Below are 19,075 nucleotides of genomic sequence, written 5' to 3'. Positions count from 1 at the left end.
ATATAATAAATATGTATTCTATAGTAAATGTAATTAATATAAAGGAGGCCTTATGGCACAGTACTTTACGGAACGCCTAGAAAAGGTCTTCCACATGATTTTCACATCATATAATCAAGAGATGGCTCAAGAAGGCTTACGCCAATTAGAGCTCATCGTAAACAATCAGCAAAGCCCGGAGCAAACGAATCATCAAGCCTTGCGCAACGATATGACTACCTCTCTGGAAAACGAAATCACCACTAAAGAGGACGCATTAAAAATAGCAAACGATCCAGAGTCTCGAGAAATAGCTGATGCATATGCTTTATTGGCTCGTATCTACGCAGGACCACGCTTTACGTGGGAGGAATCTAATTTTCCTGAAAACAACATGCGTACCTATCAATGCTTGCACGATAGCATTCGCCGCTGTAGTCCAATCGGCACCTTGCAAGCATTGCGTATCAATGGAACCATTACACCTACGGTTGAAAAGGATATGTTAATATCCTTTAATGATGCATTTCGCATCGTTTACGATTACGCTGAACAAGGCGATGCCTTTTGCCAATACATTATAGGTAATGTCTTTTTCTGGCGCGATGATGATCGCATTAGCTTAGCCAAGGATATGATTACACCACCTCGCCTAAGTTGGTCCAAACGGATTCAACAGATTTTACAAAAAGGTTCTATTCAAGAACGTATTGGAGCCTTACAAGGCACTGTTTCAGACGAAACATTACAGGAAAATGCTACTACATTTGCCAAAGAATGGTTTAACAAGGCCCTCAACAATGGACTTGCCATGTTCCAAGGCAATTTACGTAACATCTATATCGACGAAGGTGATTTTGATAATGCGCGCCGTGTAGCTTTAACTGCTGCTGAGCTAGGCAATCCAACTATGATGCTCTACACTGGCCTAGACTGTCATGAACATGGAAAATTTGAGGATGCTTTCACATGGTTCACGAAAGGTGCCTCCTTGGGTCAAGCTGAAAGCACCGCCGAATTAGCGGATTATTACTATCACTTTTATGATACGAAAGAGCTACGCCGCCTAATTCCGTATAATCCTGTAAAAGCAATCGGCCTCTACCGTCGCGCAGCTACTAAGCATTTTAGCGACGCCGGCTATGCTGCATTGCAAGCGGCCTTCGGCTATATTTTCCACATAGGCCACCTTCCTCTCGACTGGGGTCTCATTGCAGACTTAACACACATGGCAGCCACTAAAGAACGCTTTATGTTCTCCTTGCCATACATCGGTTACATGCGAATCCATGGCTTAGGGGTAACAAAAAATATACGTTTCGGTGTACAATCGTTAACACGTGTACTGGATGAAGAAAAGCGCGCACTAGAAGAGGAAGATCGCGTTCTCTTCTATGATATTACACGGGCTTTAACACGAGTTGCCTTAGGATATGCCTATGAAAAAGGCTATGTCACAGGCAAACCTGATTTAGATGCCGCTGTAGCCTATTACGAAGAGTCTCATCAATATATACTATCTCACAAGGCAAACCTCGATGAAGAGCTAAAGGATATTCCTATTGATGATGAAGCAGAAGAACGCTTAGCAGCCTTCGAAGAGATTGATGGTCATTGGTACTATAAAGAGGGCTTTACAGAGTCTACCTCAACAGTACGGCCTGGTCATACGGAATGGCCTCAAAATGCGGCTCGCTTATCTGTAAATATGGATGACTTCTTATGGGATACCTCCTTATATGATTGGCAAACCATTGAGCATGCTTTAGAATCACAAGAAGAAATGAAACTGAGCTTTTACAATCATTTCCTATCCGTTCCAGATAAGTTGCGCAACATTTTTAAGTTAGATGTAAAACGCATGCCACGTGATACGTACCAAGTCAGAATACATGGATATGACTCCACAGAAGGTCAAGAGGTTATCTATCGAGCGCTATTCAAGAAAGAGGATGCTATACATCTGTTAAAAGACCTCTATGATAATCATCAATTACCTGTATTTGGTAATAACTGGTCCATTGAAAAGAATGAAGAAAAACCAACTTGGCACTATGTACTCGACGTAGATCACCAAGCTTTCTTGCTTGAAGAATACGACGATGCGAATGCCATGATACAAGCCGCATTACAAGGCTTAAAAGACAAAAAGTACGAACAAATTAATGTCCGTACCCATGACTTTATCGGTCCATCTTATTTTATTTTCAGAGGCAATCACACAAATCCATTTAGAGTACAACTCTATCTGAAAGAATCTATGCGCCACTCCATCGACAAGGATGGTAAACCTCTCGATACACCTGGCAATACCTATTTATTTGAACAACAGTTAGGTAACGAAGTATCCTTAAACTACTGGATTCAAAAAACGATTAATACCTTGGAAATACCTGAGCTAGACAATTGGAAAAAGCTCAGTGTTCCTAAGGGGTTACAATAATAAACAAATATACAAAAAGGAGCTAGTACACAGCGTACTAGCTCCTTTGCTATAAACGAAAATAAGCTATATTTAGTCTAAAATTACAGACTATAAACCAACATCGACAAACTGCTGTTCATAAGTATTTTCCACAGTTTCTTGTACAACCATGTCGCTACGATGTACCTTATCAAGCATCTTGGAACGAGCCGTTGTAATCGCGCTTTCACTATGTTTACCACCACGCCAAGCAAACTTGGAGGTACCGATGGTATATTTCAAGGTCGCATAAGGACCACTCAAATGATGAGATGCCGTTTGGTAACCCGCATCAAGGGTAAGATGCGGTGTTATATGGAATTCTGCACCCACTTTAAAACCTTTTATGGCATCACGTTTTTTTAATTTATAATACCCTACTCTTACAGACTCTCTACCACGCCAATTATAATAGTCCGCATAGACACGAGCCCATCGAGCATTTTTAAAGGTCCGTGAGTATCCTACATCAAATCCACTGGCAGCAACCTTTTCTGATAGCATCCAATGATTTTCATAAGCAGCCACACCATAATTATAAAGACTTTGATCAGGATCCATACCATATGGATACAATCCTGCAGGATCACCCAATACAACACTACGCCCATGGAGACCTATATATTTTCTATCATCAGTCCCTAGATTTCGGTACAGATTAGCATGAAATTCATTAAGGCCTGCCACATATTCTACACCGCCACTAACACGCTTATAGCCACCTTTAAACACATGGTCATAGAACGCATTAACACCAACATAAGCATGTTCACCTTTGCTAAGGCGACGATAACCAATACCAATATTAGCATTCATTCCTAATGATTCTTTCGTATCTGTTTGTTTATCGTGTCTTATAAACGTCCCTGCAGGTCTAGCTGGAACCAAATAACCATCTAATTTATAAGATGAAATCTTTTCTCCACTACGTCCAATACGACCTTGTACAAAGACAACGCTTTTAGCGTTTTCATCATAATGTGTTATAGGTTGCAAGGTCTCAATATACAATTTATTGATTTCAGTAGATTTTGAATTTTTCGAAGTTACAGTATGTAGATCAGTTCTCGGTGGTGAACCAACAGCATGGTGCTGTGTATGCGTCTCTTTCGAGTCTTTCATACCAACCCCAACAACCACATCTGTGCGATCCATCCAATTAGAACGAACAGCTTCATGTCGCGCTGCATCTTGTGAATTAATTTGTTGCTCATTAGGTGATGAATGTATACCTTGAGCATCCCCATTGGCTGCCATTCCTGTAATAGTGAAAGCACATCCTATAGATCCTAAAACTAACGCCTTAATGATTACGTTTTTTCTCATGCCTTACACGCTCCCCTCGTTTTACATAAGAAATAAAACCACACAAACTGTACGCCCTTCACGTTCATTTCATGGTTCATTCATCTTAATTATAGGTATGCTATTTTCCATAGTCAATATAAAGCCCTATAGTTAAACGATAGTTAAAGATTCTCTAAATCATTATGTTACAAATTGATTTCTATTTTCAGGCAAAAGAAAAAGACCACCTGCAAGCCAGGTGGTCTTTTTTCTGGGGAATGAAATTGTTATTTGAATAAAGGCAAGATTGCGTTTGCTAAACCAGTAAGCGCAGCCAAGATTGCTTTAACGATAGTTGCTACCATTGCTGTTCCTCCTTCTCATATAAGCACAATAACTAAACTAACTATAAATATCTTAAACTAGTATATTAAACTTAATATGAAATGAGTAAAAATTTACACATTAATTTTTCATGAGGAAAATAACAGAGTAGCAATTATTATAGATAGTTTTATGAGAAAGATAGCATACAACGAATTCATAATTTTCTATAAAATTTTAATAATTAACAGACTAAGGGATATTAATTTTCATAAACGTACTTACAGGACAGATACATATAACAAAAACCCTTCTCTCACTAGCTTAGCCAAGAATAACTAAGTGTAGTATAGAGAAGGATTTCCTATTTAGAAGTTAATACATAATAGACAACTCATAGTATGTATTATGTTCTTTGGATTATAGAGATTCAACAACCTCTGCACAACGATGGCAAAGTGTAGGATGTTCGATGTCTTGACCTAAATTTATTTTTTATCCGAATTAGGTTTTATCCCTAATGCCTCTTCTTGTACATACAACCGTTCTGTCTTTTTTTCCAATAATCGATCATAGAGCTTATTACCGGTTTCCACATTCACTTTAACATCGGAATCGTCTTTTTTATCCATATGTAACTCATCTAATAATTCTTTAGTGCGCTTTTCTTCTTTATCCAATAATTTTTTCTCTATTTTTTTTGTTATGGACATAATATAGCCCTCCATTCAATAATAATGAAACCTCTATATATAATCATTATACCTTAAAACGGCCAATATTATAATCAGATAAAATTAATAAAGTCACTATAACCGATATATCAGATAAACATAATCATTTTTCACATTATATTCATTAAATGTTATATACTTCTTACTACCTCTGCACAGCGGTGGCAAAGTGTAGGGTATTCGCTATCTTGACCTACTGTATCGCGGTGGATCCAGCAGCGTTCACATTTTTCAAGTTCAGATGGAGCAACTACTGTAGCTACGCCTGTTTCTTCGTCTTTTACAGCCTCTGCTAGTGCAGCGCCATTTACAATGTGAGCTTCGGATACAATAACGAGTTTAGCTAAACCTTCTTCACCAAGGGCATTTAATGCATCAAATGCAGCACCTTCAGCGTATACTGTAACGGATGCATCCAATGGGTGACCGATTGTTTTATTTTGACGAGCAAGTTCCAATGCTTTTTGTACAGATGTACGCAAGTCTAACAATTGGTTCCATTTATCAGCCAATTCTTGGTTGAAGTGTTCAGGATGACCTTGTGGCCAATCTTGAAGCATAACGGATTCAGGCATGCCGTCTTCTTTAGGCATGTATTTCCAAACTTCTTCAGCTGTGAAGGAAAGTACTGGAGATACCATTGCTACTAATGTTTTCAAGATTTCATACATTGCTGTTTGAGCAGAACGACGAGCTACGTTGTTTTTGCTTTCAGCATACATAGTATCTTTCATTACATCAAGGTAGATGGAACTCAAGTCTACTGTACAGAAGTTATGAATTGCATGGTACAACATGTGGAATTCATAATTTTCGTATGCGTCAGTAACCTTTTGACGTACTTCTTCTAAGCGCAACAATGCCCATTTATCGAATTCGGACATATCTGCGTAAGCCACTTTATCAGTGTTTGGATTGAAGTCATCCAAGTTACCAAGCAAGAAGCGGAATGTATTACGAATCTTACGGTATACTTCGGATAATTGTTTTACGATGTCTTTGGACAAACGCACGTCTGCTTGGTAATCTGCAGAGGATACCCACAAACGCATAACGTCAGCGCCATATACGTCGATGATGTCGCTAGGTGCCACTGTATTACCTACAGATTTAGACATTTTGCGACCTTCGCCGTCCACAACGAAGCCGTGAGTCAATACAGAGTTGTATGGTGCCTTACCTGTTGTTGCCACTGCAGTTAACAAGGAAGAGTTGAACCAGCCGCGATGTTGGTCAGAACCTTCAAGGTACATAGCACATGGTACATCTAATCCGTTAACTTCAAGTACACCGGACCAAGAGGAACCAGAATCAAACCATACGTCCATGATGTCTGTTTCTTTTTTGAACTCATCATGACCGCAATGAGGGCATTTGAAGCCTTCTGGTAACAATTCTTTAGCACTGTGAGCCCACCATGCGTCGGAACCTTCTACAGCTACTTTTTCAAGCAATGCAGCCATAGTGTCGTCGTTGATGATGTGCTCGCCACAGCTTTCACAATAGTAGATAGGAATTGGCACGCCCCAAATACGTTGACGAGAAATTACCCAGTCACCGCGGTCGCGAACCATATTAAAGATGCGGTCGTGGCCCCATTTAGGGATCCATTGTACTTGGTTATCGATAGCATCAAGAGCTTGTTGACGGTAACCATCTACAGAGGAGAACCATTGTTCTGTAGCGCGGTAAATAACAGGGTTTTTACAACGCCAGCAGTGTGCGTATTGGTGACGCAAGCTAGATTTATGAAGTAATGCATTATTGTGCGCCAAGATTTTGATAACAGGCACCTCTGCATCGTGAATTTCTACGCCAGCCAATGGGAATTCAGTATCGCCATAACGGTTGTCGTCCACTTGTTTTGTATAGTTACCAGTTTCGTTAACAAGGGATACGATAGGAAGCTCAACTTTACCTTCTTTGTTGTAACGTTGAACGATATTAAAGTCATCTTCACCATGTGCAGGCGCTGTATGTACGCAACCAGTACCAGCTTCAAGTGTTACATGGTCACCGCACAATACAGTGGATTTACGTTCTACGAATGGATGTTTGAAATCAGCCAATTCTAAGTCTGCACCGGAGAAGCGATTTACGATTTCGTATTCTTCAATGCCGATATCTTTCATAGCCGCATCAACAAGCTCAGTAGCCATCAAGTAGTATTCGTCGCCTACTTTTACCCAACCATATTCAAGCTCAGGGTTAACGGAGATTGCTACGTTGGCAGGCATTGTCCAAGGAGTAGTTGTCCAGATAACAGCATATGCTTGTTTTGGATCTACGCCAGCTGGTAAAGTTACCTTTTTCTCGGATACGTAAGGGAATTTTACGTAGATGGAGAAAGATTTTTTCTCAGCATATTCGATTTCTGCTTCTGCCAATGCAGTTTCACAGTGAGTACACCAGTATACAGTTTTAAGACCTTTATAGATGTGGCCGCGTTTTGCCATTTCGCCGAAGATACCAAGTTGTTTTACTTCGAACTCAGGACGCAATGTCAAATAAGGGCGATCCCATTCGCCTAATACACCAAAGCGAATAAAGTCTTGTTTTTGAGTTTCTACGCATTCTAATGCATATTCCTTACATTTGTTGCGCAAGTCCAATGGCGCCATTTCATGACGGTTAAGACCAGTGTTTTTAATAACCGCATGCTCGATTGGCAAACCGTGCGTATCCCAACCAGGGATGTAGCGAGTATAATGACCAGTCATTGTTTTGTATTTCATGATGATGTCCTTCAACGTTTTGTTGAGGGCATGACCGATATGCAATTTACCGTTCGCATATGGAGGGCCATCATGCAAAATGAAAGGTTTTGCGTCTTTACGCAATTCCAAACGTTTTTGATAAATTTTATTGTCTTCCCAGAACTTTAAGATTTCTGGTTCGCGCTTAGGCAAATTGCCGCGCATTGGGAATTCTGTTTCAGGCAAATGTAACGTCTTACCGTAATCCATGATATGCTCCTTTTACATAAAAAAATCGCCCGTCCCCGAAGGGACGGACGTAATATCCGTGGTACCACCCTACTGACCTTCTGTGAAAGCTAGCGCCACCGCATTTCTGCAATCGTCACACCATGAGACTCCATGATTGTAACTTATAGGACGCAACTCATCACATAACTATGAAAGCCACTTAAACATATAACGGTGTTCACCGGCAGGGTTCCTGCTTGCTCCAAAGTGATCCGCAAATCTCTAGATTTCCAAACCTTTCAGCCCATGAGTTTGGTCTCTACTAAATCCGTCTGAGACGTGCCGTCTTTTTCAACGCAATATTCATATAATAGATAATTATAGGACTCACGAGGGTAGATTGTCAAATATTTCATCACCTAATTTTACAAAGATTTTAAAGTCCTAATAACTAAAAAAGCCTGCATAAGCAGGCGTTTTCTTATATTGATAAAAAAGATATCCAAATATTAAGAACCCAAAGGCAGAGGCACACAATCATTGCTTTTTGGTCCATGCTTTCAGATGGTGTTTCTTTAAGGCCCGTACGAGCAGATTCGTCAGCTGTGATTGTTTCATAACTTACTGGGGAACCATATTGGTTATCGCCTGCATCACCTGGTTTAGCCAATAAATAAATAACATATATAAGACCGATAATTGGAATAAATGGAAGTAGCAAAAACCATCCAGATTTATTAATATCATGTAAACGACGAACTGCAATACCAAGAGACGGCAAGAATATTGCGCAAGTGTATGCAAAGGATAATAAATTAAAGAGGGATCCCAAGAATGTATTGCCAAAAATAAATCTTAATAGACTAAATACAAAACCTATGACAACTGTAACTGCTGTAAATCGCCAATATTCACTGCGACTAGCTCTAGTACTAAAGTTTACAAAATTACCGACTACAGAATGCTTGAAATTATCAATATACGCCAAGTTTTTAATGTTTAAATCAGTCATAATTCTCTCCTATCAAATAACAAATTGAAATTAATTAATTATACAACAAAACAGCCTATTGCACCATGCAAGAGGCTGTTATTTGTATATATATTTTATTTTTTACATCACACTTGTCGTTAGCAATCGATCCACCAAGAACCACAGCACAAAGATTGCACATAGTAGACCTGCTGTAAGGCCTGTGGTAGGTGTAGCATCAATCAAACCAATTTCATGAGCCATTTGTTTTGTTAAGATCACTTGCCCTGTAGGAGAGCCAAAGCGATTTGAGTGGCTTTCACCAGGAAGAGCCATGAGAACTAATAGGATAAGGGTCCCAATTACTGGAATAAAGCCAATAAATACTAGACCTCCAGAGCGACCTTGGTCGTGCAGGCGACGCACCGCAACGGCTACGCCAGGAATGACCATCACTACGGACAGTAGGACTAGGATTACTAAGCCGAAGCCAACGCCTACTGCACTAGAGAGAGGACTAATATAACTCAAAAAAGCACATGTGAACAAGATTGCTACAAAGAGCAGTTGGTACATCAAAAAGAAATTCCAATATTCACTACGACTAGCGCGTCCTTCAAAGTCAGCATATTTGTAAATCAAACATTGTTTAAAGTTTTCAATCAATCCCAAGTTATATTTATCTAACGAAATAGGTGCTTTACGAATACGTCCACAGTTTGGACAGTATCGTTCATTTTTTAACACCTCATGCCCACAATAGGGACAAGGTCTCATAATAAACTCCTTCCATTCACAGCAGGAAACAGTGAAGCTCATAAAGTCCTGTTGTTCTTAACACATATAGTAACTTAGATATGTTGTAACGTAACCATATCTATTTTTTTAAATTCATCTTGATTTCATTTTACTACAAAGTGTTATATTGTCTATAAAGGAGTTGTTAAACTTTTATAAAATAAAATAATAAGTATGCTATCAAATACAGATTGATACTATATGTATCCATTAGCATTTATACCATACCATAATATATCACCTATGGTGTTTCCAAATATTATGGACTGAATAATAAAAATGGTAATCCCCATAATCCAATCCTGACGACGAGAAGGTGTTTCTTCAAGTCCTATAGACTTACTAATAACAGCGGTGACAGGTACATAAGCGGTTCTTTCACCGTAACTATTCTCACCTTCATCGCCTCGTTTCAATTCATAGTTCAAGAATATAAAGAAGCCTATAATAGGAATAAAGGAGATGAGCTGAGTCCAGCCACTGCGACCAATATCATGCATACGTCGCGTTGTGATGGCAATATTAGGAATCAGGAAAAACAGAGTCACTAACAGATTAATCGTATCAATGATAGACTCAAAATTATAGAGACCTACTCCGTTACAAAGAATGGCTACAATCCCTAGTGTTCCTTGAACCATCATGACTCCAGCTATGAACCGCCAGTATTCACTACGGCTCGCACGACCTTTAAAATTGGCGTAGTTTTTGATGCCTAGCACGAAGGCATCGGTATAGTTTAAATCGTATACATTTACAGATGCCATACTAGTCCTCCTCAAACTCTTCAAAACCAACGATTTTCCAACCGTTACCCACATTATATAAACGTACTAACATAGATGGTCTTTTATCTACAAAGTCCACTCTATATCCGATATAATCCACCGTTACATCATCATCCACATCTTGAGACACATAATCTAATCGTATAGTTTCCACAACAGAACGTTGTTCCTTCGTCTTAGCCTGTTGCCAAAGATCAAAGGTACCATATCGTTCCATTTCACGACTACTCAATTCTCGATACGCACTATGATAATCCCCATTCGCAAGTGCTTTGTAATACTCTTTCACAACTAGATAACCTTCTGTTGTAGCAGAATCACTACGTAGTAAACGATTTGCTTTTTTGGTGAAAGCCCCCTGTCCTAAATTACCAAAGGCTGTTTCTTCTATCATATAATTATGACCCATCATAGAGGTCCCTACACTACTTGCAATCCAGCCTAAAACAAGGATAGCCATGATGAATACACCAGAAACAGACCGTTTTTCACCAATACTATGTTCTACAGATATCTGTTCGTTAGCTATACTTCCCGCTTGTTGCGGAGCCGACCTCTTGCATAATAGATAAAGCAAAACCAACCATCCTAAAATAGGAACAAAGACGAGGATCATCAATGTTGGATCATTATTAGAATCTCGCAACCGTCTTGCAACGAGCATAATAGTCGGCAATGTTAACACTACTGTCAATGCCGTTAATACGCCGCCCCCTAAGGATATAGCATATAAAAATCCATAAGGAATGAAGGTAGCAAGACCTGTTATGAATGTAACTAGACCGTATACAAAGGTCATAGCGCTTATGGTAAGCCAAAAATCAGCTGTCGTTGTTCGTCCTTTACCATTTGCATAGTTTTCTACTAACTCGCGATAGAGGATTTCATATACTCTCTGTTTCATAAAACTCCTACTATATTTAGATATTATACAAACTTAGCTATTACTATTATACTATGCTTTACCAAGGCTTACATTTCATTTTTTCTTCATTAATTTTACCTATACTAATAATATATTTTTTACAACTAAAATTCGTGCAATTAAGTTTGTATAGGAGATAATACTTATGAACGCTAAATTGACTAAAGTAGTAGCTATGGCCAGCTTGGCAGCATTCTTAACAGTCGGTATTGGTGCCAATGTGGCGCAAGCTAAAGATTACCACTTCAAAATCGGTGAAAACCATCGCATGGAAAAGAACGATGATGGTACTGTAGATAGCAGTGCTCATCCATGGTTCAAACCAGATCAAAAGAAATATAGAAAACACAAAATTTCTGAACGTGAAAAACATGATAAAAATGCCACTGCTAAACGCAGCGAACAACATCAACGTTCCGAATCCACAAACGGCTAATCATTCCCCTTTCATAACTGGTTATCCAGTCATATAACACATAACTAAACTAACTAACCTAAAAAGGACGTTATACACATGTATAACGTCCTTTTTAGTATGTATTGTATTATCTATTTTATTATGCGGTAGCTGTTATTATGCGTCAGCTTTTAGTACAGCTTGTTTCATAGATTGTACGTAGTCAAATAACGCTTGGTCAGCATTTTCACCGTGTTCTGCCACGATTTTAACAATAGCAGAGCCAACGATAGCACCGTCAGATACGCGCGCCATTGCTTCCGCTTGTTCTGGCTTAGAAATACCGAAACCAACAGCTACAGGAATATCTGTATATTTACGAATCGTCTCAACGATGGATTTAATATCTGTCTTGATTTCGCTACGCATGCCTGTAACACCGAGGGAGGATACGCAGTACACAAATCCTTCTGCATCTTTTGCGATCATTTCGATGCGGTTTTCAGATGTTGGAGCAATTAAGGATACTACTTCAACACCGTGTTTATTAGCCACACTAGCGAGTTCACCTTTTTCTTCAAATGGCATATCTGGCACAATAACGCCAGAAATGCCAACCTCTTCGCAGAGGGTAAAGAATTTTTCACGACCGAATACATAAATAGGATTCAAGTAGGTCATGAATACGAGTGGGATAGTCACTGCATCTTCACCACTGCGCAAACGACGCACCATATCAAAGATATCGTGAATTTTTACCCCTGTAGATAATGCGCGTGTGCTCGCTTCTTGGATAACTGGGCCTTCCGCCGTTGGATCTGAGAATGGAATGCCAATTTCTACCATGTCGGCGCCGGCTTTCACCATGATGCGAATATAACGTTCTGTATTCTCGATGCCATGATCACCAGCGCTGATGAATGGGATGAATGCCTTACCCTTTGTGAAAGCGTCTTTAATTTTACTCATGAAGATCCACCCCTCTATATTTCGCCATAGCCGCTACGTCTTTGTCACCGCGACCAGATAAACAAATAATAATGATATCATCCTTGCTCATGGTAGGAGCAATTTTACGAGCATGTGCCACTGCATGAGCACTTTCAATAGCTGGAATAATGCCCTCTAAACGAGACAAGTATTCGAATGCATCTACTGCTTCGTCGTCCGTTACAGGCACATATTCTGCACGGCCGCTGTCGTACAAGTACGCATGTTCAGGGCCGATACCAGGGTAATCAAGGCCTGCAGAGATGGAGTATACTGGAGCGATTTGGCCGTCTTCGTCTTGGCAGAAATAGGATTTCATACCATGGAAGATACCAACAGAGCCTTTCGCAATTGTCGCTGCGTGTTCCTCTGTGTCGATACCGCGACCTGCCGCTTCACAACCGATGAGGCGTACGCTTTCATCAGGGATGAAGTTATAGAACATGCCCATCGCATTGGAGCCACCACCTACGCAAGCCATAACAGCTGTTGGCAATTTACCTTCTGCTTCCAGAATTTGCTCACGAGCTTCACGACTGATGATAGATTGGAAATCGCGAACAATCATAGGGAATGGATGCGCACCCATTACGGAGCCCAATACATAGTGCGTATCAGACATGCGGTTTGTCCATTCGCGCATCGCTTCAGATACAGCATCTTTTAATGTACTAGTACCAGTTGTTACAGGATGTACCTTAGCGCCCAATAATTCCATGCGATATACGTTAAGTGCTTGACGTTCACAGTCCTCTGCACCCATGTATACTTCGCACTCCATATCCATTAACGCTGCAATAGTTGCCGTTGCCACGCCATGTTGGCCTGCACCAGTTTCAGCAATAACGCGCGTTTTACCCATCCGTTTTGCCAATAGCATTTGGCCAATTACGTTATTCAACTTGTGGGAACCAGTGTGGTTCAAGTCTTCCCGTTTTAAATAGATTTTAGCGCCTCCAAGGTCCTTTGTCATGCGTTCTGCATAGTATAAAAGGGATGGACGGCCTGTATATTTTTTATGTAAATCCTCAAGTTCGCGTACGAAATCAGGATCATCTTTGTACTTGTTGTACGCCTCTTCCAATTCGATGACTGCATTCATCAATGTTTCTGGCATAAATTGGCCACCAAAGGAACCAAAATAACCATGTCTTTGTTCACTCATATAACTTACCTTTCTATCTATCATTCTTGCTAATGTGTCATGTTATGACAGGGCTATTGTTCTTACAATGTTGGTGAAAGCTTTAATCTTTTCAGTATCTTTCACACCTTCTGTTTCAATGCCGCTGCTAATATCGATGCCATAAGGGCGAACCGTACGAATTGCACGAGCCACGTTGGCACTATCGATACCGCCTGCGAGCATAAATGGTCGTTCAAACTCATCTAACGAGGACCAGTCGAATACTTCACCTGTGCCGCCCCGTTCGTCTTTGTGGTATGCATCAAATAAGAGCATATCCGCACTGCTATCAATCCATTTTTCTGCATCTGCCGCACTACGGACTTGAACAGCCTTCCAAACCTCTACATTAGTACATTCTTTTAAGGATTGGATGAAAGCCTCATCTTCATCACCATGCAATTGCACCACATCAAGATTAACCTCATTTGCAATTGCTACAAGGTTATCTAATGTTTCATTTACGAAGACGCCTACCGTTTTAATCTTCTCAAAATTAGGATTTTCTTGGACAAATTCCTTACTATCTTGTGCTGTTTCAGCATTCATTGGCGCTTCAACTGCACCATATGTTTTTGCGTATTGTTTATGAAGTTCTTCCACTAATGTTTTAGCTTGCTCCACAGTGACTTGTCGTTTGCTCGGAGCAAACACAAGGCCCATATAATCAGGTTTTGCATCGACTATAGCAGGAATTGTTTCTACCTTAGAGATACCACACATCTTAATTTTTGGTGAGTAGTAGGTTGGACCATAGAGATATGCCAATTTCTCAACCTTATTAGAGGAACGCATAAAGGTTTCCCCCATCAAGGCTACGCCGATATTATTATCCCGCAACACTTGAATATCCTCTGGCGTTTCAAGGCCACTTTCAGATACGAAAATCACATCGTCTTCAACGAGATTGCGCAAGCGCACGCTATTTTGTACATCTACGGTGAAATCTTTCAAATTGCGGTTATTAACGCCAATAATGCGGGCACCACAATCGATAGCCATTTGCACCTCATGCTCGTCATGAGCCTCTACTAAGGAAGACAAACCAAGAGAATCGGCTAACTCGCGGAATTTTGTTAACGTAGGCACATCTAAACATGCACAAATCAAGAGAATCGCGCTAGCGCCCCACACCTTCGCTTGGTAGATTTGGTATTCATCGATAATGAAGTCCTTGCGAAGTACAGGGATTTTTACAGTGCTTGCAATTTCTTGGAGATATTTTTTATCACCTTTAAAGAAGTCTGGCTCAGTTAATACAGAGATGGCCGCTGCCCCTGCAACTTCATATTCTTTAGCGATGTCTAAATAGGGGAAGTGCTCAGCAATGATTCCCTTAGAAGGAGATGCCTTCTTTACTTCGCAAATGAAGTTGAAGTCTTGCTGACGAAGGGCTGCTTCAAAAGGAAATCCTGTATCAGATGGTAACGCCAAAGCCGCTGCTTTTACAGCCTCAGGCGTTTCCACCTGTTTTTCTTGGGCTACTCGAATTTTGGTAGCCTCTACAATTCTATCTAAAATCAATGGTTATACCTCTTGTGTTGCTTTCACAAACTGTTCCATTGTAGCAAGAGCCTTACCAGAATCGATCATGTTTTTCGCCGCTTCAATGCCCTCTGCCAATGTAATGCCATCTTTTGCGAGGTAAATCGCCATGCCTGCGTTGAGGAGAACTGCGGTGCGTTTGCCGCCTTGCTCACCGCCGAGAACGCGACGAGTAATCTCAGCATTCACAGTAGCATCGCCACCTTCGAGCTCAGTTTTATCAGCGTATTCGAAACCATATTCTTTAGGGTCGAATTCGTAGCTTGTGAAAGTACCATTATTAATTTCGCATACGTACGTTTTATTAGTAGCTGTAATCTCATCGAGACCATCGAAGCCGTGTACAACGGCACCGCGTTTAACGCCAAGGTTAGCCAATACGCGAGCCAATGGTTCTACTAAAGATTTATCGTACACGCCCATCAACTCCACAGTAGCGCCTGCAGGGTTTGCCAAAGGGCCAAGGATGTTGAACACCGTACGAACGCCTAGCGCCTTACGTACAGGACCTGCATATTTCATCGCTTGGTGATACACAGGGGCAAACATGAAGCACATATTTGCTTTATTGAGAACTGCCTCGTTTTGTTCACCATTAAGCTCTAATTTAGCGCCTAATGCTTCAATCAAATCAGCAGCACCACATTTACTGGATACACTGCGGTTACCATGCTTTGCTACAGGAATACCTGCGGCAGAAATGATAAAGCCAGATGTGGTAGAAATGTTGAACGTATTCGCTTCATCACCGCCAGTACCTACGATTTCTACAACAGTGTCTTCGTGAGGCACAGAACCAGCCTTCTCGCGCATAACCTCAGCAAAGGCCGTAACCTCATCTACAGTAGGGCCTTTTGCTGCAAGGGCGCACAAGAAACCAGCCATAGGAACCTCGGCTACATCGCCGCTCATAATCTTGTTCATTGTATCTTTTGCAAGGTCGTAGGATAAATCTTGACCGTGCGTTACTGCATATAATGCGTCTTTAATCATTTTATAACTCCTTTTGAGGATATCTATTAAATTGATACCATATCTACCTAGTCGGTACCGATTGGGTCATGCCCTCAGCCTCCAAGTGGCCACCCCCCCGCTATGCGGGGCGCCAAGTCGGCTTCGCACATAACCCAATCGCACCTATCAGCTAAAAAATCATACCAATTTAATAGATATCCCTCATACAAACTAATATCAAATGATCCTGCGCATTATATGGAGTAATGCACAGGTCATTTCTTTATGGGGAATGGGAATGGTGGGGCGGTGGCCACTTGGAGTTCCGAGGGACCTTATTTCCGCTCTATCATTCTAAGACTTATAAATAGCCCCTCGAATACAAAACAGAGGTTATTTTTCTAAGAAATTGCGAATCATTTGTTCCCCGTTCGGTGTCATGATAGATTCTGGATGGAATTGCACGCCGTAGATGGGGTAGTCTTTGTGTTCTACGCTCATTACTTCGCCATCGTCTGTAACGGATGTGACGATGAGTTCGCTTGGCATGGTTTCATCGATAATCGCCAAGGAATGGTAGCGTGCCACTTCAAATTGTTCTGGTACGCCTTTAAGGATTTTGGATGGGTGTACTTGTTTAGCTACGCTTTGTTTGCCGTGCATCACTTGTTTTGCGTAGGAAACGGTGCCGCCGAATACTTCGCCGATGGCTTGGTGACCGAGGCATACGCCAAGGATTGGGAATTCACCTTTGCATTCGCGCAATAGGTCTTCGTATACGCCCGCATCAGCTGGTCTACCAGGTCCTGGTGAAAGTATCACATAGTCTGGTTTCAATGCGCGGATTTCTTCAACTGTTAATTCATCGCTGCGGATGACTTTAATATCTGGATTGATAGAGCCTACTAATTGGTATAAATTAAAGGAGAAGCTATCGTAATTATCTATAAGGAGTACCATTATTCTACCTCCTGTGCATCTGTAATTGCGGAAATCATGGATTGGCCTTTGATCAAAGTTTCGTTATATTCACTAGCAGGAACACTATCGCGAACGATACCTGCGCCAGCTCGAACATAAACCTTACCACCTTTATTCATAGCCATGCGGATGCCAATACATACGTCCATGTTACCGGAGAAATCGATGTAACCTACAGCACCTCCGTATACACCGCGCGGGCTTTTTTCAAGTTCGTGTAAAATCTCGATAGCGCGAATCTTAGGAGCACCGGACAATGTACCAGCTGGTAATGTAGCACCGATAGCATCGAGAGCATCTTTACCATCTTGAATGTCGCCGCTTACAGTAGACGTAATATGAATTACGTGGGAGAAACGTTGTAACATATGTAACGCCTCTACTTGTACGGAACCAAATTTAGCAATCTTACCTAAGTCGTTACGACCAAGGTCAACGAGCATATTATGTTCAGCCAACTCTTTTTCGTCATTAATGAGTTTTTCTTCAATAGCAAGGTCCTCTGCTTCCGTTTTACCGCGGCGCATAGTACCTGCAATTGGGAAGGTGTACATTTTACCATCCGTCAATTTTACCAATGTTTCTGGAGAAGCACCTGTAAGCTCTACATCGCCACCAGATAGATAGAACATGTATGGAGATGGGTTCAAAGTGCGCAATACGCGGTATGCATTTAGCAAGCTGCCATCGAACTCAGCTTCACGACGGTTAGATACAACACATTGGAAGATATCCCCTTCCTTGATGTAATGTTGTGTCTTTTTAACAACTGCTTCAAACTCATCCTTTGTAAACTCAGAGGTAAACTCTGTTTTAAGGATGCCTTTTGGAATATTAGCCTCTTTGCCGTTTACTACGAGGTCAGCTAATGCTTTCAACTCAAGCTCAGCCTTGTTGTAGTTCCGTTCCAAATCGTTTGTACTGATGTTAGCAATCAAATAGATTTTATTTTTATAGTGGTCAAAAGCAATTACTTTGTCGAAGAGCATAAGGTCTACATCGTTTACCATCGCAGAGTCATCATCTGGCGTTGGGAAGTCCAATGTTGGCTCGATATAGCGGATATATTCACAAGCAAAGTACCCTACAAAGCCACCTGTGAAGGTTGGTAACTCTTCCAAACGAGGGCTTTTATATTGGCTCAAAATATTGCGAATTTCTGCAGCTGGGTCAGAGCATTCAAAAGTACGTGTTGTACCGTCTTTGATGGTCATTGTATGGTTTTTGCAGAAGAGCTCAATCTTAGGATCGTATCCCAAGAAGGAGTAACGGCCCCAATGATTACTATTATCCGCACTTTCAAGTAAGTATGTATGACTGCTCACTTGTTTTAATGCTTTCAACACACTAATCGGTGTGCGTACGTCGGATAAAATTTCCATATATACAGGCACGATATCGTAGCCCGGTGCGATAGCTTTCACACGGTCTAAACTAGGAAAAATCATGAGAACCTCCATCTGGCAGTTGCCAATAAAAAAACTCGCCCATGACAATGTAACGTCAAGGACGAGTCTATAGTTCTATTTTTACAAGAGTATTAGAAAATACTTGTATTATGCTATAAATCGCGGTACCACCTTGTTTGAATGCAGCGCATTCCTCTTTCGCAGGATACTAACATATCCCTCACGACTAACGCTCGTGTGACGTCGCACCATACTAGGAATGAAATTCATTCTGTTCCATGCGCCCTCGGTGGTCCATTTAATAAGCTGCGTACTACGGGTTCTCAGCTAATCCCGCTCTCTGTGAGTGCATTTCCTATTTTTATCTCCACCTCATCGGTTTCTTTTAGGCGAGTATAAAATTATAATCTGATT

At 40.9% G+C, this 19,075-nt stretch carries 15 protein-coding genes; 2 read left to right on the top strand and 13 right to left on the bottom strand.

The features are described from left to right. Nucleotides 1–52: 52 nt before the first annotated feature. Entirely contained in the window at nt 53–2,422 is a 2,370-nt protein-coding gene (locus VCHSUH04_RS09740; RefSeq protein WP_105086405.1) for a tetratricopeptide repeat protein, read from the top strand. Between the two features lie 90 nt (nt 2,423–2,512). On the opposite strand, the gene VCHSUH04_RS09735 is transcribed toward VCHSUH04_RS09740, so the two are convergent. The 7 genes from VCHSUH04_RS09735 to VCHSUH04_RS09705 all read right to left on the bottom strand — a co-directional run bounded on the left by VCHSUH04_RS09735 (nt 2,513) and on the right by VCHSUH04_RS09705 (nt 11,178). Beyond that, complete coding sequence (locus VCHSUH04_RS09735) at nt 2,513–3,769, bottom strand: inverse autotransporter beta domain-containing protein (protein WP_105086404.1); 1,257 nt, start codon at nt 3,767–3,769, stop codon at nt 2,513–2,515. Nucleotides 3,770–4,542: 773 nt separating this feature from the next. Continuing rightward, nucleotides 4,543–4,767 carry a hypothetical protein gene (locus VCHSUH04_RS09730; protein ID WP_105086403.1) on the bottom strand — a complete coding sequence of 75 codons (225 nt, stop codon included), beginning with the start codon at nt 4,765–4,767 and terminating at the stop codon, nt 4,543–4,545. Between the two features lie 152 nt (nt 4,768–4,919). Continuing rightward, nucleotides 4,920–7,754, bottom strand: a complete 2,835-nt coding sequence (ileS, locus tag VCHSUH04_RS09725) for an isoleucine--tRNA ligase (RefSeq protein ID WP_105086402.1) — start codon at nt 7,752–7,754, stop codon at nt 4,920–4,922. A gap of 442 nt (nt 7,755–8,196) precedes the next feature. Then, nucleotides 8,197–8,727: a DUF805 domain-containing protein gene (locus tag VCHSUH04_RS09720; RefSeq protein WP_105086401.1), complete on the bottom strand. Its 531-nt coding sequence runs from the start codon at nt 8,725–8,727 to the stop codon at nt 8,197–8,199. 102 nt (nt 8,728–8,829) lie between these two features. After that, on the bottom strand, nt 8,830–9,465 hold the full coding sequence (locus tag VCHSUH04_RS09715; protein WP_105086400.1) for a DUF805 domain-containing protein: 636 nt from the start codon (nt 9,463–9,465) through the stop codon (nt 8,830–8,832). Nucleotides 9,466–9,683: 218 nt separating this feature from the next. Further along, a complete protein-coding gene (locus VCHSUH04_RS09710) occupies nt 9,684–10,253 on the bottom strand; it encodes a DUF805 domain-containing protein (RefSeq protein ID WP_105086399.1) in 570 nt (189 codons plus the stop codon). 1 nt (nt 10,254) lies between these two features. Then, nucleotides 10,255–11,178 carry a DUF805 domain-containing protein gene (locus VCHSUH04_RS09705; protein ID WP_105086398.1) on the bottom strand — a complete coding sequence of 308 codons (924 nt, stop codon included), beginning with the start codon at nt 11,176–11,178 and terminating at the stop codon, nt 10,255–10,257. Nucleotides 11,179–11,344: 166 nt separating this feature from the next. Here VCHSUH04_RS09705 and VCHSUH04_RS09700 point away from each other — a divergent pair, with 166 nt between their 5' ends. Beyond that, a complete protein-coding gene (locus VCHSUH04_RS09700; RefSeq protein WP_105086397.1) occupies nt 11,345–11,635 on the top strand; it encodes a hypothetical protein in 291 nt (96 codons plus the stop codon). A gap of 138 nt (nt 11,636–11,773) precedes the next feature. Here the strand turns inward: VCHSUH04_RS09700 and trpA are convergent, their stop codons facing one another. From trpA to VCHSUH04_RS09670, 6 genes are all read right to left on the bottom strand, one after another. Next, nucleotides 11,774–12,565: a tryptophan synthase subunit alpha gene (gene trpA / locus VCHSUH04_RS09695; protein ID WP_105086396.1), complete on the bottom strand. Its 792-nt coding sequence runs from the start codon at nt 12,563–12,565 to the stop codon at nt 11,774–11,776. Then, entirely contained in the window at nt 12,558–13,751 is a 1,194-nt protein-coding gene (gene trpB, locus VCHSUH04_RS09690; protein WP_105086395.1) for a tryptophan synthase subunit beta, read from the bottom strand. Before trpB ends, trpA begins: the two co-directional genes overlap by 8 nt. Nucleotides 13,752–13,793: 42 nt before the next feature. After that, nucleotides 13,794–15,296 carry a bifunctional indole-3-glycerol-phosphate synthase TrpC/phosphoribosylanthranilate isomerase TrpF gene (trpCF, locus tag VCHSUH04_RS09685; RefSeq protein ID WP_105086394.1) on the bottom strand — a complete coding sequence of 501 codons (1,503 nt, stop codon included), beginning with the start codon at nt 15,294–15,296 and terminating at the stop codon, nt 13,794–13,796. A 3-nt stretch (nt 15,297–15,299) separates the two neighbouring features. Continuing rightward, on the bottom strand, nt 15,300–16,310 hold the full coding sequence (trpD, locus tag VCHSUH04_RS09680) for an anthranilate phosphoribosyltransferase (RefSeq protein WP_105086393.1): 1,011 nt from the start codon (nt 16,308–16,310) through the stop codon (nt 15,300–15,302). A gap of 354 nt (nt 16,311–16,664) precedes the next feature. Then, nucleotides 16,665–17,231 carry an aminodeoxychorismate/anthranilate synthase component II gene (locus VCHSUH04_RS09675; protein ID WP_105086392.1) on the bottom strand — a complete coding sequence of 189 codons (567 nt, stop codon included), beginning with the start codon at nt 17,229–17,231 and terminating at the stop codon, nt 16,665–16,667. Beyond that, on the bottom strand, nt 17,231–18,700 hold the full coding sequence (locus VCHSUH04_RS09670) for an anthranilate synthase component I family protein (protein ID WP_105086391.1): 1,470 nt from the start codon (nt 18,698–18,700) through the stop codon (nt 17,231–17,233). Before VCHSUH04_RS09670 ends, VCHSUH04_RS09675 begins: the two co-directional genes overlap by 1 nt. Between the last annotated feature and the right edge of the window lie 375 nt (nt 18,701–19,075).

The organism is Veillonella sp. T14073-2 (genome assembly GCF_002959875.1).
GTDB lineage: Bacteria > Bacillota > Negativicutes > Veillonellales > Veillonellaceae > Veillonella > Veillonella infantium.
Note: the sequence above shows the minus strand (reverse complement) of the source record. Positions and strands in the feature narration are given on the sequence as shown.

Coding starts and splice junctions, on each gene's coding strand:
- VCHSUH04_RS09735 (WP_105086404.1), bottom strand. CDS start 3,769: ATGAGAAAAAACGTAATCATTAAGGCGTTAGTTTTAGGATCTATAGGA.
- trpB (WP_105086395.1), bottom strand. CDS start 13,751: ATGAGTGAACAAAGACATGGTTATTTTGGTTCCTTTGGTGGCCAATTT.
- VCHSUH04_RS09670 (WP_105086391.1), bottom strand. CDS start 18,700: ATGATTTTTCCTAGTTTAGACCGTGTGAAAGCTATCGCACCGGGCTAC.
- VCHSUH04_RS09710 (WP_105086399.1), bottom strand. CDS start 10,253: ATGGCATCTGTAAATGTATACGATTTAAACTATACCGATGCCTTCGTG.
- VCHSUH04_RS09730 (WP_105086403.1), bottom strand. CDS start 4,767: ATGTCCATAACAAAAAAAATAGAGAAAAAATTATTGGATAAAGAAGAA.
- VCHSUH04_RS09700 (WP_105086397.1), top strand. CDS start 11,345: ATGAACGCTAAATTGACTAAAGTAGTAGCTATGGCCAGCTTGGCAGCA.
- VCHSUH04_RS09705 (WP_105086398.1), bottom strand. CDS start 11,178: ATGAAACAGAGAGTATATGAAATCCTCTATCGCGAGTTAGTAGAAAAC.
- VCHSUH04_RS09740 (WP_105086405.1), top strand. CDS start 53: ATGGCACAGTACTTTACGGAACGCCTAGAAAAGGTCTTCCACATGATT.
- VCHSUH04_RS09715 (WP_105086400.1), bottom strand. CDS start 9,465: ATGAGACCTTGTCCCTATTGTGGGCATGAGGTGTTAAAAAATGAACGA.
- VCHSUH04_RS09675 (WP_105086392.1), bottom strand. CDS start 17,231: ATGGTACTCCTTATAGATAATTACGATAGCTTCTCCTTTAATTTATAC.
- ileS (WP_105086402.1), bottom strand. CDS start 7,754: ATGGATTACGGTAAGACGTTACATTTGCCTGAAACAGAATTCCCAATG.
- VCHSUH04_RS09720 (WP_105086401.1), bottom strand. CDS start 8,727: ATGACTGATTTAAACATTAAAAACTTGGCGTATATTGATAATTTCAAG.
- trpA (WP_105086396.1), bottom strand. CDS start 12,565: ATGAGTAAAATTAAAGACGCTTTCACAAAGGGTAAGGCATTCATCCCA.
- trpD (WP_105086393.1), bottom strand. CDS start 16,310: ATGATTAAAGACGCATTATATGCAGTAACGCACGGTCAAGATTTATCC.